20 protein-coding genes are annotated in these 20,512 nt (G+C 68.2%); 9 read left to right on the forward strand and 11 right to left on the reverse strand.

Going from position 1 to position 20,512, the window contains the following annotated elements; genetic code table 11:
- Positions 1-28 precede the first annotated feature (28 nt).
- Genes treZ through AC5WS7_RS35420 form a run of 3 tightly spaced genes read right to left on the reverse strand, consistent with a single transcriptional unit; the run spans position 29 to position 4,379 of the window.
- Positions 29-1,834 carry a malto-oligosyltrehalose trehalohydrolase gene (gene treZ, locus AC5WS7_RS35410; RefSeq protein ID WP_495958990.1) on the reverse strand — a complete coding sequence of 602 codons (1,806 nt, stop codon included), beginning with the start codon at positions 1,832-1,834 and terminating at the stop codon, positions 29-31.
- Positions 1,831-2,532, reverse strand: coding sequence for a response regulator (locus tag AC5WS7_RS35415; RefSeq protein ID WP_495958991.1), 702 nt, complete (start codon positions 2,530-2,532; stop codon positions 1,831-1,833). Before AC5WS7_RS35415 ends, treZ begins: the two co-directional genes overlap by 4 nt.
- Entirely contained in the window at positions 2,529-4,379 is a 1,851-nt protein-coding gene (locus tag AC5WS7_RS35420; RefSeq protein ID WP_495958992.1) for a sensor histidine kinase, read from the reverse strand. The genes AC5WS7_RS35415 and AC5WS7_RS35420 overlap by 4 nt, the downstream gene beginning before the upstream one ends.
- Positions 4,380-4,676: 297 nt before the next feature.
- Between AC5WS7_RS35420 and AC5WS7_RS35425 the strand changes: the two genes are divergently transcribed.
- The 3 genes from AC5WS7_RS35425 to AC5WS7_RS35435 are packed head-to-tail and all read left to right on the forward strand — an operon-like array spanning position 4,677 to position 7,410.
- Entirely contained in the window at positions 4,677-5,483 is an 807-nt protein-coding gene (locus AC5WS7_RS35425; protein ID WP_495958993.1) for an ABC transporter ATP-binding protein, read from the forward strand.
- Positions 5,473-6,357, forward strand: coding sequence for an ABC transporter permease (locus AC5WS7_RS35430; protein WP_495958994.1), 885 nt, complete (start codon positions 5,473-5,475; stop codon positions 6,355-6,357). The genes AC5WS7_RS35425 and AC5WS7_RS35430 overlap by 11 nt, the downstream gene beginning before the upstream one ends.
- Before the next feature lie 3 nt (positions 6,358-6,360).
- Entirely contained in the window at positions 6,361-7,410 is a 1,050-nt protein-coding gene (locus AC5WS7_RS35435) for an ABC transporter substrate-binding protein (RefSeq protein ID WP_495958995.1), read from the forward strand.
- A gap of 80 nt (positions 7,411-7,490) precedes the next feature.
- Here the strand turns inward: AC5WS7_RS35435 and AC5WS7_RS35440 are convergent, their stop codons facing one another.
- Positions 7,491-7,889, reverse strand: a complete 399-nt coding sequence (locus tag AC5WS7_RS35440; RefSeq protein WP_495958996.1) for a VOC family protein — start codon at positions 7,887-7,889, stop codon at positions 7,491-7,493.
- A gap of 78 nt (positions 7,890-7,967) precedes the next feature.
- On the reverse strand, positions 7,968-8,933 hold the full coding sequence (gene rarD / locus AC5WS7_RS35445) for an EamA family transporter RarD (RefSeq protein ID WP_495959033.1): 966 nt from the start codon (positions 8,931-8,933) through the stop codon (positions 7,968-7,970).
- 203 nt (positions 8,934-9,136) lie between these two features.
- Here rarD and AC5WS7_RS35450 point away from each other — a divergent pair, with 203 nt between their 5' ends.
- Positions 9,137-9,547, forward strand: a complete 411-nt coding sequence (locus AC5WS7_RS35450) for a group I truncated hemoglobin (RefSeq protein ID WP_495958997.1) — start codon at positions 9,137-9,139, stop codon at positions 9,545-9,547.
- Positions 9,548-9,735: 188 nt separating this feature from the next.
- Here AC5WS7_RS35450 and AC5WS7_RS35455 read toward each other — a convergent pair whose 3' ends face one another.
- The gene (locus tag AC5WS7_RS35455) at positions 9,736-10,311 is read right to left on the reverse strand and encodes a TetR/AcrR family transcriptional regulator (protein ID WP_495958998.1); all 576 of its coding nucleotides are present in this window, start codon (positions 10,309-10,311) and stop codon (positions 9,736-9,738) included.
- Between the two features lie 92 nt (positions 10,312-10,403).
- Between AC5WS7_RS35455 and AC5WS7_RS35460 the strand changes: the two genes are divergently transcribed.
- Positions 10,404-11,450, forward strand: a complete 1,047-nt coding sequence (locus AC5WS7_RS35460; protein ID WP_495958999.1) for a beta-ketoacyl-ACP synthase III — start codon at positions 10,404-10,406, stop codon at positions 11,448-11,450.
- An 11-nt stretch (positions 11,451-11,461) separates the two neighbouring features.
- Here the strand turns inward: AC5WS7_RS35460 and AC5WS7_RS35465 are convergent, their stop codons facing one another.
- Positions 11,462-12,280: a PhzF family phenazine biosynthesis protein gene (locus AC5WS7_RS35465; protein ID WP_495959000.1), complete on the reverse strand. Its 819-nt coding sequence runs from the start codon at positions 12,278-12,280 to the stop codon at positions 11,462-11,464.
- A 130-nt stretch (positions 12,281-12,410) separates the two neighbouring features.
- Positions 12,411-14,837, reverse strand: coding sequence for an HAD-IC family P-type ATPase (locus tag AC5WS7_RS35470; protein WP_495959001.1), 2,427 nt, complete (start codon positions 14,835-14,837; stop codon positions 12,411-12,413).
- 246 nt (positions 14,838-15,083) lie between these two features.
- On the opposite strand from AC5WS7_RS35470, the gene AC5WS7_RS35475 reads away from it, so the two are divergent.
- Positions 15,084-15,665, forward strand: a complete 582-nt coding sequence (locus tag AC5WS7_RS35475) for a Uma2 family endonuclease (protein WP_495959002.1) — start codon at positions 15,084-15,086, stop codon at positions 15,663-15,665.
- A gap of 394 nt (positions 15,666-16,059) precedes the next feature.
- Here the strand turns inward: AC5WS7_RS35475 and AC5WS7_RS35480 are convergent, their stop codons facing one another.
- From AC5WS7_RS35480 to lspA, 3 genes are read right to left on the reverse strand one after another with little or no spacing between them, the layout of a single operon-like run.
- Positions 16,060-16,740 (reverse strand): hypothetical protein, encoded by a 681-nt coding sequence (locus AC5WS7_RS35480; RefSeq protein ID WP_495959003.1) that lies wholly within the window; start codon positions 16,738-16,740, stop codon positions 16,060-16,062.
- Positions 16,712-17,638: an RluA family pseudouridine synthase gene (locus AC5WS7_RS35485; protein ID WP_495959004.1), complete on the reverse strand. Its 927-nt coding sequence runs from the start codon at positions 17,636-17,638 to the stop codon at positions 16,712-16,714. The genes AC5WS7_RS35480 and AC5WS7_RS35485 overlap by 29 nt, the downstream gene beginning before the upstream one ends.
- Positions 17,635-18,336 (reverse strand): signal peptidase II, encoded by a 702-nt coding sequence (gene lspA / locus AC5WS7_RS35490; protein WP_495959005.1) that lies wholly within the window; start codon positions 18,334-18,336, stop codon positions 17,635-17,637. The genes AC5WS7_RS35485 and lspA overlap by 4 nt, the downstream gene beginning before the upstream one ends.
- 99 nt (positions 18,337-18,435) lie before the next feature.
- Between lspA and AC5WS7_RS35495 the strand changes: the two genes are divergently transcribed.
- The 3 genes from AC5WS7_RS35495 (at position 18,436) to AC5WS7_RS35505 (ending at position 20,503) form a co-directional block, all read left to right on the forward strand.
- Positions 18,436-19,386: a hypothetical protein gene (locus AC5WS7_RS35495; RefSeq protein ID WP_495959006.1), complete on the forward strand. Its 951-nt coding sequence runs from the start codon at positions 18,436-18,438 to the stop codon at positions 19,384-19,386.
- On the forward strand, positions 19,383-20,123 hold the full coding sequence (locus tag AC5WS7_RS35500) for a sensor domain-containing protein (RefSeq protein WP_495959007.1): 741 nt from the start codon (positions 19,383-19,385) through the stop codon (positions 20,121-20,123). The genes AC5WS7_RS35495 and AC5WS7_RS35500 overlap by 4 nt, the downstream gene beginning before the upstream one ends.
- A 203-nt stretch (positions 20,124-20,326) precedes the next feature.
- Entirely contained in the window at positions 20,327-20,503 is a 177-nt protein-coding gene (locus AC5WS7_RS35505; protein ID WP_495959008.1) for a hypothetical protein, read from the forward strand.
- Positions 20,504-20,512 lie beyond the last annotated feature (9 nt).

Genomic DNA, 20,512 nt, shown 5'->3' on the forward strand with positions numbered 1-20,512 from the left:
CGACAGCCGCGCAATTCCCTTGCGTCCCTTACCTTCCCGGAAGGCGCTCAGTTCCGGGTATCGCCTGACTGTGAGCGGATGCCGCATCACTCCCAGCCGGACGCCCACTTCCGGTATCGGTCAGAAGAGCGAACGAGTGCCCGGGAAGTGTTGTGTGTGAGCCGGTTCGGTGGATGGGATCCCAGACCAGCAGCGGGTCACCCGTGATCGGCAGCCGAACCGGATTCGCGGACAGGTTGCAGGCGAGCTGGATGCCGTTGCGGTGCACGATTATCCATCGTTCGGCTTCGTCGTGTTCGATGGTGAGGCGATCGAGGCGGGGATCCGCCAGCTCGGGATGGGTGCGTCGCAGCGCCAGCAGTGTGCGGTAGCAGTTCAACAGGCGAGCGTTCGCGAGGCTCCCCGGCTCGGACCAGTCGAGTTTCGAGCGGTAGAAGGTGGCCGGGTCCTGCGGATCGGGAATATCGGTGGCGGGCCAGCCGTGGTCGGCGAATTCGGCGCTGCGACCTTCCGCGACCGCCGCCGCCAGCTCCGGTTCGGGGTGAGAGGTGAAGAACTGGAACGGAGTTCGAGCACCCCACTCCTCGCCCATGAACAGCATCGGGGTGTACGGCGAGGTGAGGATCAGCGCCGCTTTCACCGCGAGCTGACCGTCGGTGAGATAGGCCGACGGACGGTCACCGCGAGCCCGATTTCCGATCTGGTCGTGGGTGCAGGTGTAGCCCAGCAGGGCACTGCCGGGTACGGTGCGTGTGTCCAGGGGGCGTCCATGGGTTCTGCCGCGGAAGCTGGAATACGTTGCGGCGTGGAAGAATCCGTTACGCAGAGTGTCTGACAAACAACGCATCGAGCCGAAATCGGTGTAGTAGCCGTGCCGTTCGCCCGATACCGCGGCGTGCACGGCGTGGTGCAGATCGTCGTTCCACTGCCCGTGCAGTCCGAAACCGCCTGCCGCACAGGGAGTTATCAGGCGCGGGTCGTTCAGATCGCTCTCCGCGATCAGGGTCAGCGGGCGACCCAGCCGCGCGGACAACGCGGCGGTCTCGGTGGCCAGCTCCTCGAGCAGTCCGATGGCCCGGTGGTCCACGAGGGCGTGCACGGCGTCCAAACGCAGTGCGTCGATGTGGAATTCGGCGAACCAGCGCAGCGCGTTCTCGATGATGTAGCGGCGCACCTCGTCCGAATCGGGGCCGTCCAGATTCAGGCGCTGCCCCCAGGTGTTCGACTCCCGGCCGAGGTAGGCCCCGAACCTGGGCAGGTAGTTGCCCGACGGACCGAGATGGTTGTAGACGACGTCCAGCGCGACCGCCAGACCCGCGCTGTGGCAGGCGTTCACGAAACGTTGCAGCCCGTCCGGACCGCCGTACGGTTCGTGCACCGCATACCAGAGCACACCGTCGTACCCCCAGTTCCACACCCCGTTGAAGGCGTTGACCGGCATCAGCTCGACCGTTGTCACCCCGAGGCCGACCAGGTGATCCAAGCGCTCGATCGCCGCGTCGAACGTACCCTGCGGGGTGAACGTCCCGATGTGCAGTTCGTAGAACACCGATCCGGCCAATTGCCTTCCCGGCCAGCCGGAGTCGGTCCAGCCCGCCGGGTCGAGGGCGTGCCGGGCCGAGCGGCCGTGCACGCCGTCGGGCTGCCGCGGCGATCGCGGATCCGGCAACACCGTCGGATCATGGTCCAGCAGGAAGCCGTACCGCGCCTCAGGGCCGGCATCCACCTCGGCCGACCACCATCCCCCGGCATCGGCGCGCATCGGATGGACCACCCCGTCCACCTCGGCCCGCACCCGCTCCGCCGCCGGCGCCCACACCTCGAACCGGCTCACGCCCGCACCTCCCCGACAGATCCGCCGACCGCGACGTACTCCTGTTCCGGGCGGCCGGTACTGCCGTATCGCAACTGCATGCGCAGTGCGCCGGCGCCCACGAGTGTGGCCAGATAGCGCTGGGCGGTGGCCCGGGAGACGCCGGTCGCGGCCGAGACCTCCGCCGCGGACAGGGGTTCCGGTGCGTCCCGCACTGCTCGCAGCACCAGATCCTTTGTCGGAGAAGGGGAAACGGCCGATACTCCGGAAGAGGACGGACCCGGCGGGCCGGTGGGACGTAACGCCTCCAGGGCCGCCTCGATGTCCCGGGGCGTGACAACGGGTACGGACAGCAGCTTGCGGTATCGCGCGTATCCGGCCAATCTCGCGGCCAAGGCCGCATGGTCGAACGGTTTCACCAGATAGGCCAGCACTCCCGCGGACAGCGCCGCGCGGACGGTGTCGGATTCGGTAGCCGCGGTGAGCATCATTGCGTCACAGGAGATCTCACGCACCAGATCGACACCGGAACCATCGGGCAGATACACGTCGACCAGCGTCAGGTCGTACTGCGAAGCCGCGAGCGCCGACCGGGCCGCCGCCAGAGTGTGCACCGTATCGCCGACCGTGAAACCCGGTAGCGCCGAGACGATTCCGGCATGCAGATTGGCGACCCGGAAATCGTCGTCGACGACCAGGACCCGAAATTCCGTACTCATACCCCTCCTGCCTCCTCCAGCACCCCGGGCAACCGGGCGATGAATTCCGCACCGGGCAGGGCGCCCTCGCCGCCGCCCGGGCTCGCCAGCACCACGTCCCCGCCGAGCGCCCGCGCCACCTGCCGCGACAACGCCAACCCCACGCCGCGCCCGCCGGGCGCACCGTTGTCCGGCCGAGTCGAAACGCCTTCGGTGAAAATCGAATCCACCATGTCCAGTGGCACCCCCGCACCACTGTCGGCGACGGTGATGTGCAACGTCGAGCCCTCCTGCACGAGTTCGACCTCGACCTGACTCGGCGCGGGCGGTGCATCCGCATCGAAATCCGTCACGGCGCTGTCCGGCATCGGACGATCCACGACCGCTGGGCCGGAGGCGCCCTGCGGGACCGGCCGCGCCTGCCCCGCCCCGGACGCCTCGAAGAGGTGAAGTCCCGCCGTGCGCCGCGTCGCGGTGCGGTCCCCCGTGGCGGCGATGCCCGCCCGCGCCGCCTCGATGGCGTTGTCGAGCAGATTGCCCAGAATCGTCGTGACATCCACGGGCACAGCGAGATTCGCATCGACCCAGGTATTGGGTCCCAGCCGCAGACCGACCCCGCTCTCGCGAGCGTGGGCCGCCTTCGCGGCCAGGAATGCCTGCAGATAGGGGTCGCGCAGGGCGTCCATCCCCGGGAGCGCCGCGCCGAGCGGTCCCGAGCCGAGCAACTCCTCGAGGTACTGGGTCGCCTCCTCCGGGCGACCGCCGTGCAGCAGACCGCTGAGCAGATGCAGGCGATTGGCGAATTCGTGACGCTGGGCCCGCAGCACCGTACTCATCGACCGCACCGCGTCGAGTTGCCTGGTCAGCGATTCGACATCGGTGCGGTCGCGTACGCTCAGTACCGCGCCCAGTTCCCGTCCCTCACGGCTCACGGTGCGAGCGGTGACGACGAGTAGCCGGTCCCCGACCGCCGCGGGCACCGGACGGGCCTGAGCCGCCCGGAACACCTCGACGATGCGCGGTGTCAACCCGATCTGGTCCACACTCACCCCGGGGGCGCCGTCGATACCGAGCAGCCGCCGCGCCTCGTCGTTGACAACCGTTGTGCGCCAACCGGAATCGACCGCGACCACGCCCTCACCGATACCGTGCAGCACCGCCGTCTGCTCGCGCACAAGCTCCGCGAGTTCGGCCGGTTGCAGCCCCAAGGTCAGCTCGTGCCACCGCCGGGCCAGCAGCACCGACCCGATGACGCCCGCGAACAGCGCCACCCCCGCGAGCAGACCCGCGCGCCGCAGATCCCACAGCAACTGATCGTGCACGGCGGCGGTGGAGATGCCGACGCTCACCTCCCCGACGACCTTGTTCGCCGCGGGTTGCAGCACAGGCACTTTCGCCCGCACCGACTCGCCGAGCGTGCCGCGTTCCCGGATCACCACCTCGACGCCGCCCAGTGCCGCCGAGGGATCGGTGCTCACCATCTCCCCCAGCCGGTCTCGGGTCGGATGCGCCAACCGGATCCCCTTGTCGTCGGTGACCACCACGTACAACGCACCGGTTCGAGTCCGGGTCTCCTCCGCGATCCGCTCGAGCCGGCCTGCGGCCAGTTCGCCATCGGTTTCCGGGCCGTGCGGCACGGTAGCCGTCGAATAACTGCTCACCTCGTCCCGGACCGCGGGGTCCGCCGCCACGGTACGCGCGATCGCCAGCGCCCGCTGTCCGTACTCACCGGACAGCCGCTGATCACTCACATACGCGAATACGCCGAACGCGATACCGAGCGTCAGCGCGACGAGCACCACTTGCAGTAACACGATCTGCGTCCGCAACCGCACACCGCGGCCGAACACGAACATCGCCCATGTCATACCACTCTGAGCAAAACGAGCACAAGATCCGCGGTCACCCGATCCGCGGTTCGCCCACGGATAACGCCCGGCTCCGACCGGCCAACTCACGATCAGCACAGCGAGTCGGCTCACCCGCAGCTCGACCGAACGGGATGCGCGGCGTCGACCGGCCATACCGCTGAGCACAATGAGCAGAATGCGGAGATTGCCGGTTAGGCGGATTGTGCGCACAACGGGGTGGATGTGACCCGGAGCACTTTATGGTCAGGCAGCGGTCGCACGTGAGGTGCGGCGAGAGTGTTCAGGAGTACGGCCATGACCAACCCTGTCATCGAGTTCCGGGGCGCGACCAAGCGCTTTCCCGGAACCGGCGGTGGTATCCACACGGCGGTGCGCAATCTGCGCTTCACCGTGGACCCGGGCGAATTCGTCGCCGTGGTCGGACCGACCGGCTGCGGCAAGTCGACCACGTTGTCGCTGGTGTCCGGGCTCGAGCGCACCTCGGCGGGACGAACGCTGGTGCGCGGCAAGGACGTCGACGGAATTCCCGAGGGCATCGGGTACATGTTCCAGCAGGACGCGGTACTGCCGTGGCGCACGGTCCTGGACAACGTCGCGTTCGGGCCGCGACTGCGCGGCGCGCCGAAAGCTCGGGCGCGCGAACAAGCTTCGCAGTGGGTCCGCACGGTCGGGCTGGCCGGATTCGAGAAGTACTACCCACACCAGCTTTCCGGCGGAATGCGCAAGCGCGTCGCACTGGCCCAGACCCTGGTGAACGATCCCGAGATCATCCTCATGGACGAGCCGTTCAGCGCCCTGGACGTGCAGACCCGCCAACTCATGCAGGACGAACTGCTGCGGGTATGGTCCGGCACCGGTGCGGCCGTCATATTCGTGACTCACGATCTGGAGGAGGCCATCGCACTGGCCGACCGGGTGGTGGTGATGACGGCGAGCCCCGCGACGGTCTGCGGCGACTTCCGGGTCGATCTCGAGCGCCCGCGCAATGTCGAGGAGGTGCGCCTGACCGACGCCTTCCGCACGCTGTACACCGAAATCTGGGGCACGTTGCGCGATCAGGTCGAGGCCGCCCGCGCGAAGGGAGCCGGTCGTGTCGCTTGATATCACCGAAACCGGCTCGGCGGCAGAGGAATTCGAGGCCGAGTCCGAGGAACAGATCCTCGCCGCCGCCCGCCGCCGCGCGCTGGCGTCCCGGGCGCGCACGTGGGGCCTGCGGGTCGCGATCATCGTGCTGTGGCTGGGGGCCTGGCAGTTGACCGCCACGCTGTGGATCGACCCGTTCTTCTACTCCAAACCGTCGCTGATCTGGGATCGGCTGGTCGAATGGTTCGGCAGCGGAACGCAGTTCGGATCGATCTGGATACAGATCCTGACCACCGTCCAGGAGGCCGTGGTCGGCTTCGTGATCGGCGCGGTCGCCGGTGTGGTGCTGGGCGTGCTGCTCGGCCGCAGCCGGTACTGGGCCGAGGTCGCCGCGCCGTTCATCAAGGCGCTCAACGCCGTTCCGCGCATCGTGCTGGCTTCGCTGTTCATCATCTGGTTCGGGCTGGGGCTGGAGTCGAAGGTGGCCACGGTCGTCGTGCTGACCTTCTTCGCGGTGTTCTTCAACGCCTTCACCGGTGCGCGCGAGGTGGACGGCAACGTCATCGACAACGCCCGCATCCTCGGCGCGAGCCGCCGGCAGGTGCTGTCGCAGATCGTGCTGCCCAGCGCGACCACCTGGATTCTGTCCAGTCTGCACACCGCCTTCGGCTTCGCGCTGATCGGTGCGGTGGTCGGCGAATACGCGGGCGCGAGCAAGGGTCTCGGGCTGCTGATCTCCAACGCGCAGAACACCTTCGACGCCGCGGGCATCTACGCGGGCATGATCATCATCACCGTGGTGGCGCTGGTGGCCGAGTGGGCGATCGGATTCGCCGAGAGCAGATTGCTCAAATGGCGCCCGTCGCAGGCTCAGTCGGCGCGCGAGGTGTGAGAGATGAGATATCGCAAGCACATCGCGGTGGCGATGCTCGCCGTATGCTCACTGCTGCTGGTGACCGGATGCCGTGATTCCCGGGTCATCCCCACCAAGAACGGGCGGCCGCAGATCACCATCATGATCGGCGGCATCGACAAGGTGATCTACCTGCCCGCGATGCTGGCCCAGCGGCTGAACTACTTCGCGGACAACGACATCGACGTGCGGCTGCTGGACCAGCAGTCCGGCGCCACCGCGGAGACGACCCTGCTGACCGGGGACGTGCAGGCTGTGGTCGGCTTCTACGACCACACCATCGACCTGCAGTCCAAGGATCAGTGCCTGCGCACGGTGGCGCAGCTCTCCGACGTCCCGGGCGAGGTCGAACTCGTCTCGAAGGCGCAGAGCGAGAAGATCAACTCGCCCGCGGATTTCGCGGGCAAGAAGCTGGGCATCACCTCGCTGGGCTCGTCCACCGACTTCATCACCCAGGCCCTGGCCGGACAGGCCGGGCTCGGGACCTCACAGTACGACCGCGTGAAAGTCGGTGCGGGACAGACGTTCATCGCCGGCATGAACCACGGCGGCATCGACGCGGGCATGACCACCGATCCGACGGTCGCGCAGATGGTGCAGGCCGGGACCGCCCGGGTCATGCTCGACATGCGCACCGAGGCCGGGACCCGGGCGGCGCTGGGCGGGTTGTACCCGGCCTCGTCGCTGTATATGCGCTGCGACACCGTGCAGTCACATCCGGAGATCGTGCAGAAGCTGGTCAACGCCTTCGTCCAGGCCCTGCGCTGGATCAAGACGCATACCCCGGAGCAGATCGCGGCCCGGATGCCACCGCAGTACGCCGCGGGCGGCAGGGATCTGTACGTCCGGTCCATCCGCGATTCGATCGGCATGTTCAACGGCGACGGTCTGATGAAATCCGAAGGCGCGCAGAACGTCCTGAAGATTCTCGGCAGGTACTCGGCCAATGTGCGGCCGGTGCACGACCGCATCGATCCGGCGAAGACCTACACCAACGACTTCGCCCGACGGGTGCCTCCGGGCACGCCGTGACCGGTACGGGCCGCACCACGGATGAGGGGTGGCGCGGCCCGTACCGCATTCGAATCACGGTGTGCCGCGGTGAATCTCGGCTACGATTCGGGCCAACCGCCGTACGGGACGGTCAGCAGTTCGAGGGCGTGGCCGCTGGGGTCGAAGAAGTACACGCCCCGGCCGCCGTCGTTGTGGTTGATCTCACCCTCGTGCTGCCCGTGCGGATCGGCCCAATACCGCAGCCCTCGCTCCTGGATTCGCGCGAACCCCGCGTCGAAGTCCTGCTCGGAGACCAGGAACGCGTAGTGCGCCACCGGGATATCGGTCACCGTGGACGGAACCTGGGCGAAGTCGAAGGTGACCCCGTTGTCGACCGTGACCGGTATGAACGGGCCGTATTGCGCACCGACCTCGAGCCCCAGCATGTCCGCCCAGAACCGGGCGCTCGCGGCGGGGTCGTGACTGGCGACGATGGTGTGGTTGAAGTGAATGGACAAGATCGCTCCCCTGGAAAGTGACGACGCCGGCCCCGGACCGGTACGAGTCGGCCTACGGGAGCATCGTCGACTTCGAACCTAGCCTCGATCACCGGCCCCCCGCAACGAGGCGGCATCCGGGGCCGCCACCGGCGCGTCGCCCTTCCCGCGACGTCTGCGCAGGGCGTCGCCGGTGAAGACCACCAGCGCCAGCCAGATCAGTCCGAATCCGGCCCACCGCGAGGCGGGCATCGGCTCGTGGCCGACCAGGACGCCCCAGGCCATTTGCAGTGCGGGAGTGAGGTATTGCAGGATTCCCATCGTCGACAGCGGCGTCCGGGAGGCGGCGAGCGCGAACAGCAGCAGCGGGATCAAGGTGACCGGACCCGCCGCGACGAGCAGCGCCGAATGCCCCACGCCGTGACCGAAGGCCGCATGACCGGTGACGCCGAGCACGACCACGGCCGCCACCGCGAACGGCGCGGACACCAGCCCCTCGGCGGCGACACTGCGCAGCGGGTCCAGCCGGATCACCTTTTTGACCAGGCCGTAGGTGGCGAACGAGCAGGCCAGGACGAGCGCGATCACCGGCGGGCGACCGTAGTCGACGGTCAGCACCAGCACCGCCAGCACGCCCAGCGCGAGGGCGATCCACTGCGGCCAGACCAGCCGCTCACGAAAGAGCACCACTCCGAACAACACGGTCACCAGCGGGTTGATGAAGTAGCCGAGTGCGCACTCGACGACGTGCCCGGAAGTGACGCCGTACACGTACACACCCCAGTTGAGCGCGATCGCCACCGCCGCCACGGCAGCGAGCTGCCAGGTCCGCCGATCGATCGCGAGCAGTTCGCGGATCCGTCCCGCCACCGTCAGGACGATCAACACCACCACCAGCGTCCACAGGATCCGTTCGACCAGGATCTCGACCGGGTTGGTGAACTCCAGCAGTCCGAAGAACGCCGGGAACGATCCCCACAGGATGTAGGCGGCGGCCCCGAACACGGCGCCACCGCTCCCCCACCGTGCTCGCCGACCACCGGAACCTTCGGATTCGAACTCCACCGCCGTCTCGGACCGTCGCACACGCACGCCAGAACGGTACTTCCGTACGGTAATAGTGTCGAGCGCATTTCCGCCGTCGCGCCCGGGCCTCACAATCCGGGGCCGGCACCGGTGAGACCGCGGCAATTCGCCTGCCATGCACGGTAATCGGCCCGCGACAGCGGACTAACCGAGTGGCAACAGCTCGCTGATGTGCTTGGAACATGCGAATTCCCTCACTCTTCAAATCCAAGACCACCACACCGGAACCGGCCATCTACGACAAGATCGGCGGGCACGAGGCGCTCGAGACTGTTGTCGAGGACTTCTACGTCCGAGTGCTCGCCGACGACGAGCTGAAGGGTTTCTTCACCGGCACGAACATGTCCAGGCTCAAGGGCCGTCAGGTCGAATTCTTCGCCGCCGCCCTGGGCGGCCCCGAACCCTACACCGGCGCGCCGATGAAGCAGGTACACCAGGGCCGCGGCATCATGATGAAGCATTTCAACCTGGTTGCCGGCCATCTGACCGATTCCCTGAAGGCCGCGGGCGTACCGGACGACATCGTCGCCCAGATCATCGGCGCCGTCGCTCCCCTGGCGGACGACATCGCCTCCGACGCGGCTACCGCCTGATCCTCCGGGCAACCCGATCGGCACAGCCCCCGACCATTCACGAAGCGGAGCGAAGCGGAGGCCGCAGGCACGACACGAGTGCCCGAGCAGGGAAATACATCCCAGGGCCGCGAATCAGGGACGAAAGCCCCGACCCGCGGCCCTTCTCGCTGTCCGCCCCGCCACCGACCGCGGCCGAAACACGGCAATCAGCTCAAATGGTGCCGGAGCAGGATGGACAGCTGGGTGCGGACCTCGTCGAAGGGGTGGCTGGACTTGAGGGCGCGGCTCTGCACGATGGCGCCCTCGATCGTGGACAGGACCATGCCCGCGACCGAGCAGGCGGTGGCCTGCTCCATTCCCGCGGCCACCATTCCGTCCGCGAGCCGGGCGGTCCACTCGGCGAAGGCCTGCCCGGCGGTGGACTGCACGGCGGGATTCATCTCGTCGAGCGCGGCGGCCATCATGAACGATCCGGCGCGGTAGTCGCTGGCTTCGAGCGGAGCCCGCCAGAACGCGACCAGGTCGTCGAGCCAGCGTTCGGCCGAGGGGGCGGACGCCAATGCGTCGGCCATCTTCGCCACGTGCGAATAGACCACGCGCGCAACGATTCTCGCCGCGGCCTCGACCAGTTCCCCCTTGCCCTCCGGAAAATGCTGGTAGAGGGAGTTGCGCGAGGCGTTGCTGCGTTTGAGTAGCTCGCTCAGGCCCGCGGCGTGCACGCCGTGCTCCTGCACCGTCGAGATGGTGCTGGCGATCAACCGAGCGCGCGGTCCCGCTGCCATAAGGATCTCCCTCCTACCCTTGCCTGAACCGATCGGTTCATGTTAGACCTTTTCTGCATGGACCGTTTGGTTCACCGAGAGTAAGGATCCGCATGCCCGCGCTCATCGCCACCGCCGCACCGAACGCCCATGCCGCACCCCTGGGCATCGGCGTCTACCGGCCGCGCCGGATCGTCCCCAATGCCGAGATCGTCGACCGCATCGACTCGTCCGACGAATGGATCCGATCCCGATCCGGTATCGCCGCCCGGCACTGGGCCGAACCCGACGAGACCATCGTGTCCATGAGCACCATCGCGGCACGGCGGGCGCTGGAGGCCGCGGATCTGTCCGCCGACCAGGTGGACGCGGTCGTCCTCGCGACGTCCTCCCAGATGGTGCTGGGCCCGTCGGCGGGCGCGGTGGTCGCCACCGAACTGGGTATGCACAACGCCGCCGCATTCGACGTCTCCGCCGGGTGTGCCGGATTCTGCTACGCCCTGGCCAACGCGGCGAATCTGGTGCGCGCGGGCCAGGCCCGCAACGTGCTGGTGATCGGCGTCGAACGCCTGTCGGACCTGCTCGATCCCACCGACCGCACCTGCGCGTTCATCTTCGCCGACGGTGCCGGCGCGGTCGTGGTCGGTCCCGCCGAGACCGAGGGCATCGGTCCGGTGGCCTGGGGCTCGGACGGCAGCCAGACCGCGGCGATCAAGCAGGACAAGGACTTTCAGGAGTACTTCGCCGAGGTCGCGGCCGCGGAGGCCAGCGGCGGCACCTCGCAGCGGCCCTATATCCGGATGAACGGCACCGCGGTGTTCCGGTGGGCGGTCACCTTCCTGGACAAGGCGTGCCGCGACGCGCTGAACAACGCCGGAGTCACCGTCGAGGATCTGGACGCCTTCGTCCCGCACCAGGCCAACAGTCGCATCACCGACGCGCTGGTCAAGGCGCTGGGCATGCCCGAGAGCGTCGCGGTCGCCCGGGACATCGCCGAGACCGGGAACACCAGCGCCGCGTCCATTCCGATGGCGATGGAACAGCTGCTGCGGTCGGGCGAGGCGAAGCCGGGCGGCATCGCGCTGCTGCTGGGCTTCGGCGCCGGCCTGGCCTACGCCGGGCAGGTCGTGCGGCTCCCCGCGATCGCACCGCAGGACTGAGCCGCGACAGCTCACTCCGGCAGCCGCACCACGCCGTCCAGATATCGGCGGCATCGCCCGGCGAGCTGGACGCGATCGCCGTCCAGCCGGCAGCGCAGCGCACCGCCGCGGCGGGAAAGCTGCCGCGCGGTCAACGTCGTGCGCGCGAGTTCGGCGGCCCACAGCGGGGTGAGCTGGGCGTGCGCGGATCCGGTGACCGGATCCTCGGGGATGCCGACGCCCGGGGCGAACACCCGCGAGACGAAGTCGGCCGAATCACCACGGGCGGTGAGCACCGCGGCGCGTGCGAGTTCCGGGAACGCCCCGAAATTCGGCCGCGCCTCGCGCACCTCGCGTTCGGTCGCCACCACGATCACCTCGTCCTGACCGCTGAGCGCGCGCACCGGGCGGACGCCCAGCGCGGTCACGAGTTCGGGATCCGGCACCACGTCCAGGGATTCGACCGCGGGCAGGTCCAGCACCAATTCGTCGTCGTCGGTGCGGTCCACCGCCAACCACCCGCTGCGGGTGAAGAACTGCACCCGGTCCGCACCCGGGTGGATGTCCTCGAGCAGATGCGCCGCGGTGGCCAGCGTCGCGTGACCGCACATGGCCACCTCCGTGCCGGGGGTGAACCAGCGCAGGTGGTAGGCGGGTCCGGCACCCGGCGGCTCGGCGGCCTCGGGCGGCAGAGCCGAAGTGTAGAAAGCGGTTTCGGCGAGATTGTTCTCCTCGGCGAGCTGTTGCAGCAACTCGTCGGGCAACCAGTCGAGCAGCGGCATCACCGCCGCGGGGTTGCCCGTGAACGGTGCGTCGGCGAACGCGTCGATCTGATGCAGCAGCACCTCCATACAGCCGAAGGTACCCGCGTCGAATCCCCGGGCGACACGATTCGATCCACGACGCGCCGGAGCGGGCAACCGATCCGGGCTCGGCGCACACCGGATCGATCGCCGATCGGGAGGCGAAAGCCGTTGCGGCTCAGTCCTTCTGGTCGTCTCGGCGCGCAAGGAGCCGGCCGGCCACCCCGGTCGGCGCGGAGCCGAACCACCAGGCGAATTCGACCAGCACGATGCCGACCAGACCGCACGCCACCGCGGCGCCGGTCAGCGCGTAATCGGACGGGTCGAGTTCGAAGAAGTGCCGGGTGAACGGCACCGTGAACAGAATCAGGTAGCCCGCAACGGATCCGGCGATCAACACGACCTTCCACCACGCCCACGGCCGGGCCACGATCGCGAGCACCCACACCGCGATGATCAGCAAGGTGATCAACGCGGTGGTGCTCGCGTGCACCTGCTGCGTCTCGGTCTGCCCCGCCCCCCGATACGAGATCAGGTAGGCGATGAAGGTCATCACGCCGATCACCGAGCCGGACGGCACCGCCAGGCGCAGCACCCGCGGCACGAAACCCGTTCGCGCCCTTTCATTGTTGGGAGCCAATGACAGGATGAAGGCGGGAATTCCGATGGTGAACCAGGCCGCGATGGTGACGTGCCGCGGCAGGAACGGATACGGCAGCGGGTCGTAATGGAATATCTGCGAGCCGATTCCGGCCACGCCGACCAGGAAGGCGAGCAGGACCGAGTAGACCGTCTTGGTGAGGAACAGATTCGAGACCCGCTCGATGTTGCCGATCACCCGGCGTCCCTCCGCCACCACATACGGCAACGTGGAGAACTTGTTGTCCAGCAAGACGATCTGTGCCACCGCGCGGGTGGCCGGGCTGCCCGCCCCCATCGCGACGCCGATATCGGCGTCCTTGAGCGCGAGCACGTCGTTGACGCCGTCGCCGGTCATCGCCACGGTATGTCCGCGCGACTGCAGGGCCGAGACCATGGCCCGCTTCTGATCCGGCCGCACCCGGCCGAAGGTGGTGCGCTGTTCCACGATGTCTGCCACATCGTCGCGGCGCGTGGGCAATTCGCGGGCATCGACCGGATCCGCACCGCCGGGCAGCCCCAGCGAGGTGGCGACCGCGCCCACCGACACCGCGTTGTCACCGGAGATCACTTTGATCGAAACACCCTGACTCGCAAAGTATTCCAGCGTCTCGTGGGCATCGGGACGCACCTTCTGCTCGAGAATCACCAGCGCTCGCGGAGTGACCGTCCCCGGCGCGTCGGGCGCGTCCACCGGGCGATCGCTCTGCGCCAGCAGCAGTACCCGCAGCCCCGTCGACCCGATCTCCTGCGCGGTGGCCGCGGCCGCGGAGTCGGCGACCAGCAGGACGTCGGGTGCGCCGAGCAGCCAATTGCCGTGCTCGCCATAGGAACTGCCGCTCCACTTCTTGGCCGAGGAGAACGGCGCGACCGCGCTCTGCGGCCAGCCCGGCGCGTCCGGGCAGCCCTCGGCGATGGCCGCCACACTGGCATTGGGCCTCGGATCATCGGCGGCCATCGCCGCGAGCGCCGTGCGCAGGCGCTCGGGCGACGCATCGTCCAGCGCGCGGATCTCGGCCAGGCGCATACCGTTCTCGGTGAGGGTTCCGGTCTTGTCGGCGCACACCACGTCCACCCGGGCCAGTCCCTCGATCGCGGGCAACTCCTGCACCAGGCAGTTGCGCTGCCCGAGCCGGACCACCCCGACCGCGAACGCGATCGATGTCATCAGCACCAGCCCCTCGGGCACCATCGGCACCAGTGCGGCGACCATGCCGTTGAGCGCCGCGCGCCAGGACTCGCCGTGACTGGCGAACAGCTGGTTGTAGATCGTCACCAGGCCCGCCGGAATCAGCAGGTAGGTAATGACTTTCAGAATGGTGTTGATCCCGTTGCGCAGTTCGGAGTTCACCAGCGTGAACTTGCTGGCCTCAGCCGCCAGCTGCGCGGCGTAGGCGTCGCGGCCGACCTTGGTCGCCCGGTACGCCCCCGAGCCGGACGCCACGAAACTGCCCGACAGCACCCGATCACCCACGAGCTTGCCGATCGCGTCCGCCTCACCGGTCAGCAGCGACTCGTCGATCTCCAGATGCTCGGACTCCCGCACCTCACCGTCCACGACGATCTGATCCCCCGGCCCGAGCTCGATCAGGTCGTCCAGGACCACCTCACCCGGCGCGACCGTGTGCGCCACCCCGTCTCGCCGCACCACCGGCTGGGCCTGCCCCACGATCGCCAACTTGTCGAGCGTCCGCTTGGCCCGCAGTTCCTGCACGATGCCCACCACACTGTTGGCCACGATCAACAGCCCGAACATCCCGTCGATGAGCGAGCCGGTAGCCAGCACCAGCAGGAACAGCACGCACAGGATCGCGTTGATCCGCGTGAGGACGTTGGCCCGCACAATGTCGGCAACAGACCGCCCGGTCCGGTCCGGCAGATCGTTCGTCTGCCCCACGCGAACCCGCTGCTCGACCTCAGCCCTGCTCAACCCGCTGTTACGAACCGCCCGCTCGGTGCTCGCCATGCGCATCAGCCTAGAGCGCCGACCGGCCCAGCTCCGGAAGCTGTGAGGTTGCCGGATGCTGCGCGAAGCTCCGGGCGACCAACCAGCCGAGTCAGCCGGGGCGGGTCAGCCGGGCGCATGCCGCCCCTCGGGGCACCGCGTCCGTGCGGCGCGATGCACTGTGCTGCGATAATGGGTCTCGCTCGGGCGCAATGACATGTCGTACCGATGTGCCACGATACTTGCGACAACTACCGGAGGCGGACGATGACGGTCGAGACGGCGCCGACCCCGTATGGGCGTGCGATCAGTGTGGAAGAGTTCGACGCCCTGCCTGTCGACACGGACCATCGTTACGAAATCGAGAATGGATTCTTGCTCGTGAACGCGCGGCCAGCACCGCCGCACAGCCGTGCGATCTTCCGTTTGATGCTCCAACTCGATGCCCAAGTGCCCGAGGGATTGGAGCCGTTCTCCGAACTCGAAGCCGAACTGGACGGGCACTCACCGCGACGAGTGCCTGATGTCGTGATTGCTCCGGTAGAGGTCGACGAACAGGCTCGCATTCGGAGCGATCAGATCGCGCTCGCCATCGAGATCGCTACGTCGGGCGAGTCCGCAGTGCGCGATTATGCGATCAAGGCCGGCGAGTACGCCGCGAACGGCATCGCACACTACTGGGTGATCGATATCCTCGATTCCGACGCACCGGGCCTGACAATCTTCACTCTGGACACCGAAGGCAACTACCGGATCACCCCGCGTGCCACGGGCACGGTCAAGGTGGACACCCCGTTCCCGCTGACCATCGATGTCGATGCGCTCACAGCACGCCGCGGAAATACATAGCGCTGCAACATTTTTCACCACCCTGGGCGACGACCTTCGCCGTGGGCCCGGAACCAACCAGGCCGCCCGCGGCCCGGCAATCCCAGCAACCACTTGCGTCCGTGCCGGCAGACGGACCGCGGTCATTGCCGACGGGACATAGCGGTCGGTCGTCTCGTTCGCCGGCCGGCAACCTCCGCATTACCCTGGTTCGCCGAGCATCACGCCATGTGCGGCATGGCGCTTCTCCTGGTCGGCTGTTGGTCAGCGCAACTCCAGGAAACTGTCATCGCGCTGGTCCCGAGCACGGAGCCGTTTACCGGTGGGCCGGGGCCGTGGTCAGCGGACAGGGCGGAATACGGAAGACATCCGGAGCGAGGGAGGGCCATCATGCCGATCGGGAACGGGATGGCCGTCAGTTGACCGGGATCGGGCCGTCGTCGGGGCCCGGGACGGCGGTGTCGGTTTGTTCGGGGAGCAGGGGCATGACCGCGAAAGCTCCGGCGGAGGCGTCTGGGGGAAGGGCCTGAACCGTCCGGATACCGTGGCGGCCGCTGAGTTTGCGCAGTTGGTCCAGGTGCCCCCGGACGACCAGGTTGACCGCGCAGGGGCAGGGAGCGTGCAGACGAGCGGCCATGACCGTGATGATCCGGGTGGTGCGGGGGTCGGAAGATCGCGAGTTGTCCAGGACGCCTGCGGCGGCGCGGGCCGAATCGATGACCGCCGCGTCGTTCGCCGGAGTGGGCACGGTGATCGCCGGAGTGTAGACACGATCAATCGGGACGTGATAGATAACCTGCGAAACTCGCAGCCCCGCAGCCGTTTCCGGAATATCGGCCGGAACGATGCCGGTGGTCAACGCCACCAGGGCCCAGTGCTCGTCGACGTCGTCGCCCCGCAGTGAATCATGAGCTGCGGCAAGGTAATCCGCGACCGCCTCACCCGAATCCGGCCCCAGACGGTCGGTTCCGATGACCGAGACCCGAGGTGGATTCGCCCAGCCCAGTACCAGGATGAGAACAACCAGAGCGGCTGCGGCACCGCCGAATCCGGCGACGCGCAGGCGCTCACGCATGGCGCAGGACGTCCAGCGCATGCTCCAGATCGGCCGGATACTCGCTGGTGATCTCCACCCAGCGGCCGTCGGCGGGATGGGCGAAACCGAGCGAACGCGCGTGCAGCCATTGACGTTCCAGCCCCAGCCGCTGTGCCAGGCGCGGGTCCGCGCCATAGGTCAGATCACCGCAGCACGGATGCCGGATGGCCGAGAAGTGCACCCGGATCTGGTGTGTACGACCGGTTTCCAGGTGGATGTCGAGCAGGCTCGCCGCCTGGAACGCCTCGACGGTGTCGTAGTGCGTGACGCTCGGCCGCCCGTCCGCGGTGACCGCGAACTTCCAGTCGTTCCCGCGCGCCCGGCCGATCGGCGCATCGATGGTCCCGCTGGAGGGATCCGGATGCCCCTGTACCAGTGCGTGATAGCGCTTGTCGACGGTGCGCTGTTTGAACGCCCGCTTCAACACGGTGTACGCGTGTTCGGACTGGGCCACCACCATCACCCCGGACGTGCCCACGTCCAGGCGGTGCACGATGCCCTGCCGCTCGTGCGCGCCGGAGGTGGAGATCCGGTAACCCATCGCGGCGAGCCCGCCGACCACCGTCGGCCCGGACCAGCCGACCCCGGTGTGCGCGGCCACCCCGACCGGCTTGTCGACCGCGACGACGTCGTCGTCGGCGTAGAGGATCTTCATCCCCTCCACCGGCGCCGCCTCCACCGTCAGCTCCCGTTTGGGCTCGGGGAACTCCACCTCGAGCCAGGCGCCGCCGGCCAGCCGATCGGATTTACCCGCGGGCGAGCCGTCGATCTGCACCGCGCCCTCCTCGGCGAGCGAGGCCACGGCCGTGCGGGACAGTCCCAGCAGCCGGGACAGACCGGCGTCGACCCGCAGGCCGTCCAGGCCGTCCGGCACCGGCATCGCGCGCGTCTCCCTCATGCGCGGTCACCGTCCTGATCGCGGTGCGATCGGCTGCCGTCCGGTTCGAATCCGAACACGGTCAGCGCGACCAGCAGAATCGCCCCGCACACGATCGAGGAGTCGGCCACGTTGAACACCGGCCACCAGCGGGTGACCGAGATGAAGTCGACCACATGGCCCTGCAGCGGACCGGGCGCGCGGAACAGCCGATCGATCAGATTGCCGATCGCGCCGCCCAGGACCAGGCCCAGCCCGATCGCCCAGCCCACCGACCGCAGCGACCGGCCGATCCGGATCACCCCGATCACCACGGCCGCGGCTATCAGCGTCAGCAGCCAGGTCATACCGGTGGCCATCGAGAACGCGGCCCCGGGATTGCGCACCAGGGTCAGCCGCACGATGTCACCGATTATCGAGATCGGTTCGCCCGGCTTCATTTTCGCGACGACCAGCGCCTTGGTCCCCAGGTCCAGCAGCAGCGCAACGGCCGCGATCGCCAGCAATACCGGGAGTGTGCGTCCCGGCAGCGCGGCGATGTCCTCCTCGGGCGACTCGGCCGCGGCGGAGTCGGACTCCGCCGCGGACTCGGTCGCACGGGTCGGCTCCGCACCCCCCGCGGTCACCGGCGTGCCGCCCTCGGCGGCGATCTCCCGGGGTGGCTCCTCGTGCTCGTCGGTGTGCTGCTCGCGCGGCCGGTCGATACTCACACCACCCATCATTCCCTATGGCGATCGCGGACCTCTCGCTCGGCAGGGCAGCGCGGATCGTGGCGGCGTCAAAGCAGATTTTCAGGTACCGGTCGTAACCTGTCAGGCGTGACGGTGTTGTCTTCTCACTCTCGCACGACCGTGCGGTCCGCCCGTCCGGGTGTGTTGTTCATGGTGCTCGCGGTCGCGCTGTCGGCAATGGGCGTCGGTTGCAGCGACGTCACCGAGACCCGCAGCGAGGCCGAGATCGAGCCGCCCGCCATGGACAAGGAGGTCACCATGCCGATCGCGGCGGTGGTGACCACGGTGGTCAAACCGGGTGAGCAACCGCACTCGCTGCTGCGGCGCTCGTTCGCGGTGGGTAACACCCAGCAGGTCACCCTGCACACGGTCCACCACATCGAACAGCAGATGAACGACCAGGCCCCGCATGATTTCTCCCAGCCGACAGTCACCATCCCGCTCACGGCGCAGACCGGACGAGACGGGGTCGACCTGACCCTCGGCAACGCCACCTCCTCCGATCCGCGCCTGGCCGAACAGCTGCAGTCGGCGGACGGGTCGCACGCCGGTTTCGAGATGAGCGATGTGGGCGCGATCACCTCGCTGCGCATGGTGCCCAAGCCCGATACCCCCGATGCCGCCAGCGCCGCCCTGGAACAGGCCTTCTATCAGGCCGTCTACCAGTCGATCGCATTCCCTGTCGACCCGGTCGGCGTGGGCGCGGTGTGGACCGTGCACCAGCAGCTGACCAGCGGCGTCCCCCTGGATCAGGTGACGACCGCGACTCTCACCAAGCGTGAGGGCGATCTGCTCACCATCCAGCTGGACGTGACCCAGACGCCCAAGGCCAAGGTGTGGTCGCTGCCGAGTAATGCGGGCAGTCTGGACATCGTCGACTACGCCATGCACGGCGCCGGCACCATCACCGTGGATCTCGGTCTGCCACTGCCGGTTTCGGGTTCGGTCACGGTCGCGGGCCGGCAGTCCTACCGGGACCCGCACAGCGCGATCCTGCTGCACCAGAACATCAGCACGCAGGTGCAGTGGGATCGGTGAGCGGAATCGACGCGATGCTCGACGTCCGAGGCAAATGGACCGTGCCCGCCCTGATCGCGGCCGTGGCGGTATTCGCCGCCGGATGCGGCTCACACCACAGCGGCTCCTCACTACCGCCGGTGAGTCCGGCACCCGCCCCCTCGAAGGTGACCGCGGCGCCGCTCACCGATTCGGCGGCGTTGCGGGCCGAACTGTTGTCCGGGACCGATATTCCGCCCGAATTCGAGGCGCTGGACGACAGTTCGGGCGGCAACGGCCCGACCCCGCCGGACCGATCGCACACCGATCCGGCCGCCTGCGCGAAGGTGCTCGACGCGGTGAACGATCAGGTGCCCGGCGCGAGTGCCCATGCGGCGGTGCACTATTCGTCGGCCGACTTCGACAGCATCGATATCGATGCGGCCAGTTATCCGGGCAACGGCGCGGCGCAGGCGTTCGCATCGGTGCAGGATCTGCTGCGCCGGTGCGGTTCCTATTCGGGTACCGACGCCGACGGCACCGCGGTCGGCTACCAGGTCGGCGGCCTGGACGAACCCCGCGCCGGGGACGCCTCGGTCTCCTTTCAGGTGCGCACGACCAGCCAGGGGCTCACGCTGTACTCCGCGGCCACGGTCGCCGTGGTCGGCAGCACGGTCGTCCAGATCGCACGCGCCGGTCAGAAGGCGGTCGACCCCGCGGCGCTGCGCTCGATCACCGACACCCAGATCCGGCGTCTGCAGGGCGTTTCCGGCCGGTAGGAACCGGCGCGATAAATCGGATGCGCGCCGGGGCGGTTGGTTGTTACCGTCGTCGGCATGTGGTTCGCACTGTTCTCCTGAGCGTGTTCTCGCTCGTGCCCGCGCCGTTCCGGCCCCGGGCGCAAGTTCTGTCGCAGTCCGGCATTCATTCCGGCCGGCGGTCCGTCGTGCGATGAGTCGGCCACGAATCACCAGGAGGCGCCATGCCCGCGCAATCCCCTGTCCCCCAATCCGATCCGGCCACCCCGGTGCCGATGTCGCGGCGCGAGCGTCGCGGCGGGCGCGCCGGGCAACAGCCGGTCGCTGGAAAGAAGATCCCCGCTCGCGGGGCACAGAACACCCCGCCCGCGCGCAAGCACAACAACTACCGCCGCGGCTGAGCCGCGGCG

The organism is Nocardia sp. PLKS1-43 (genome assembly GCF_059510335.1).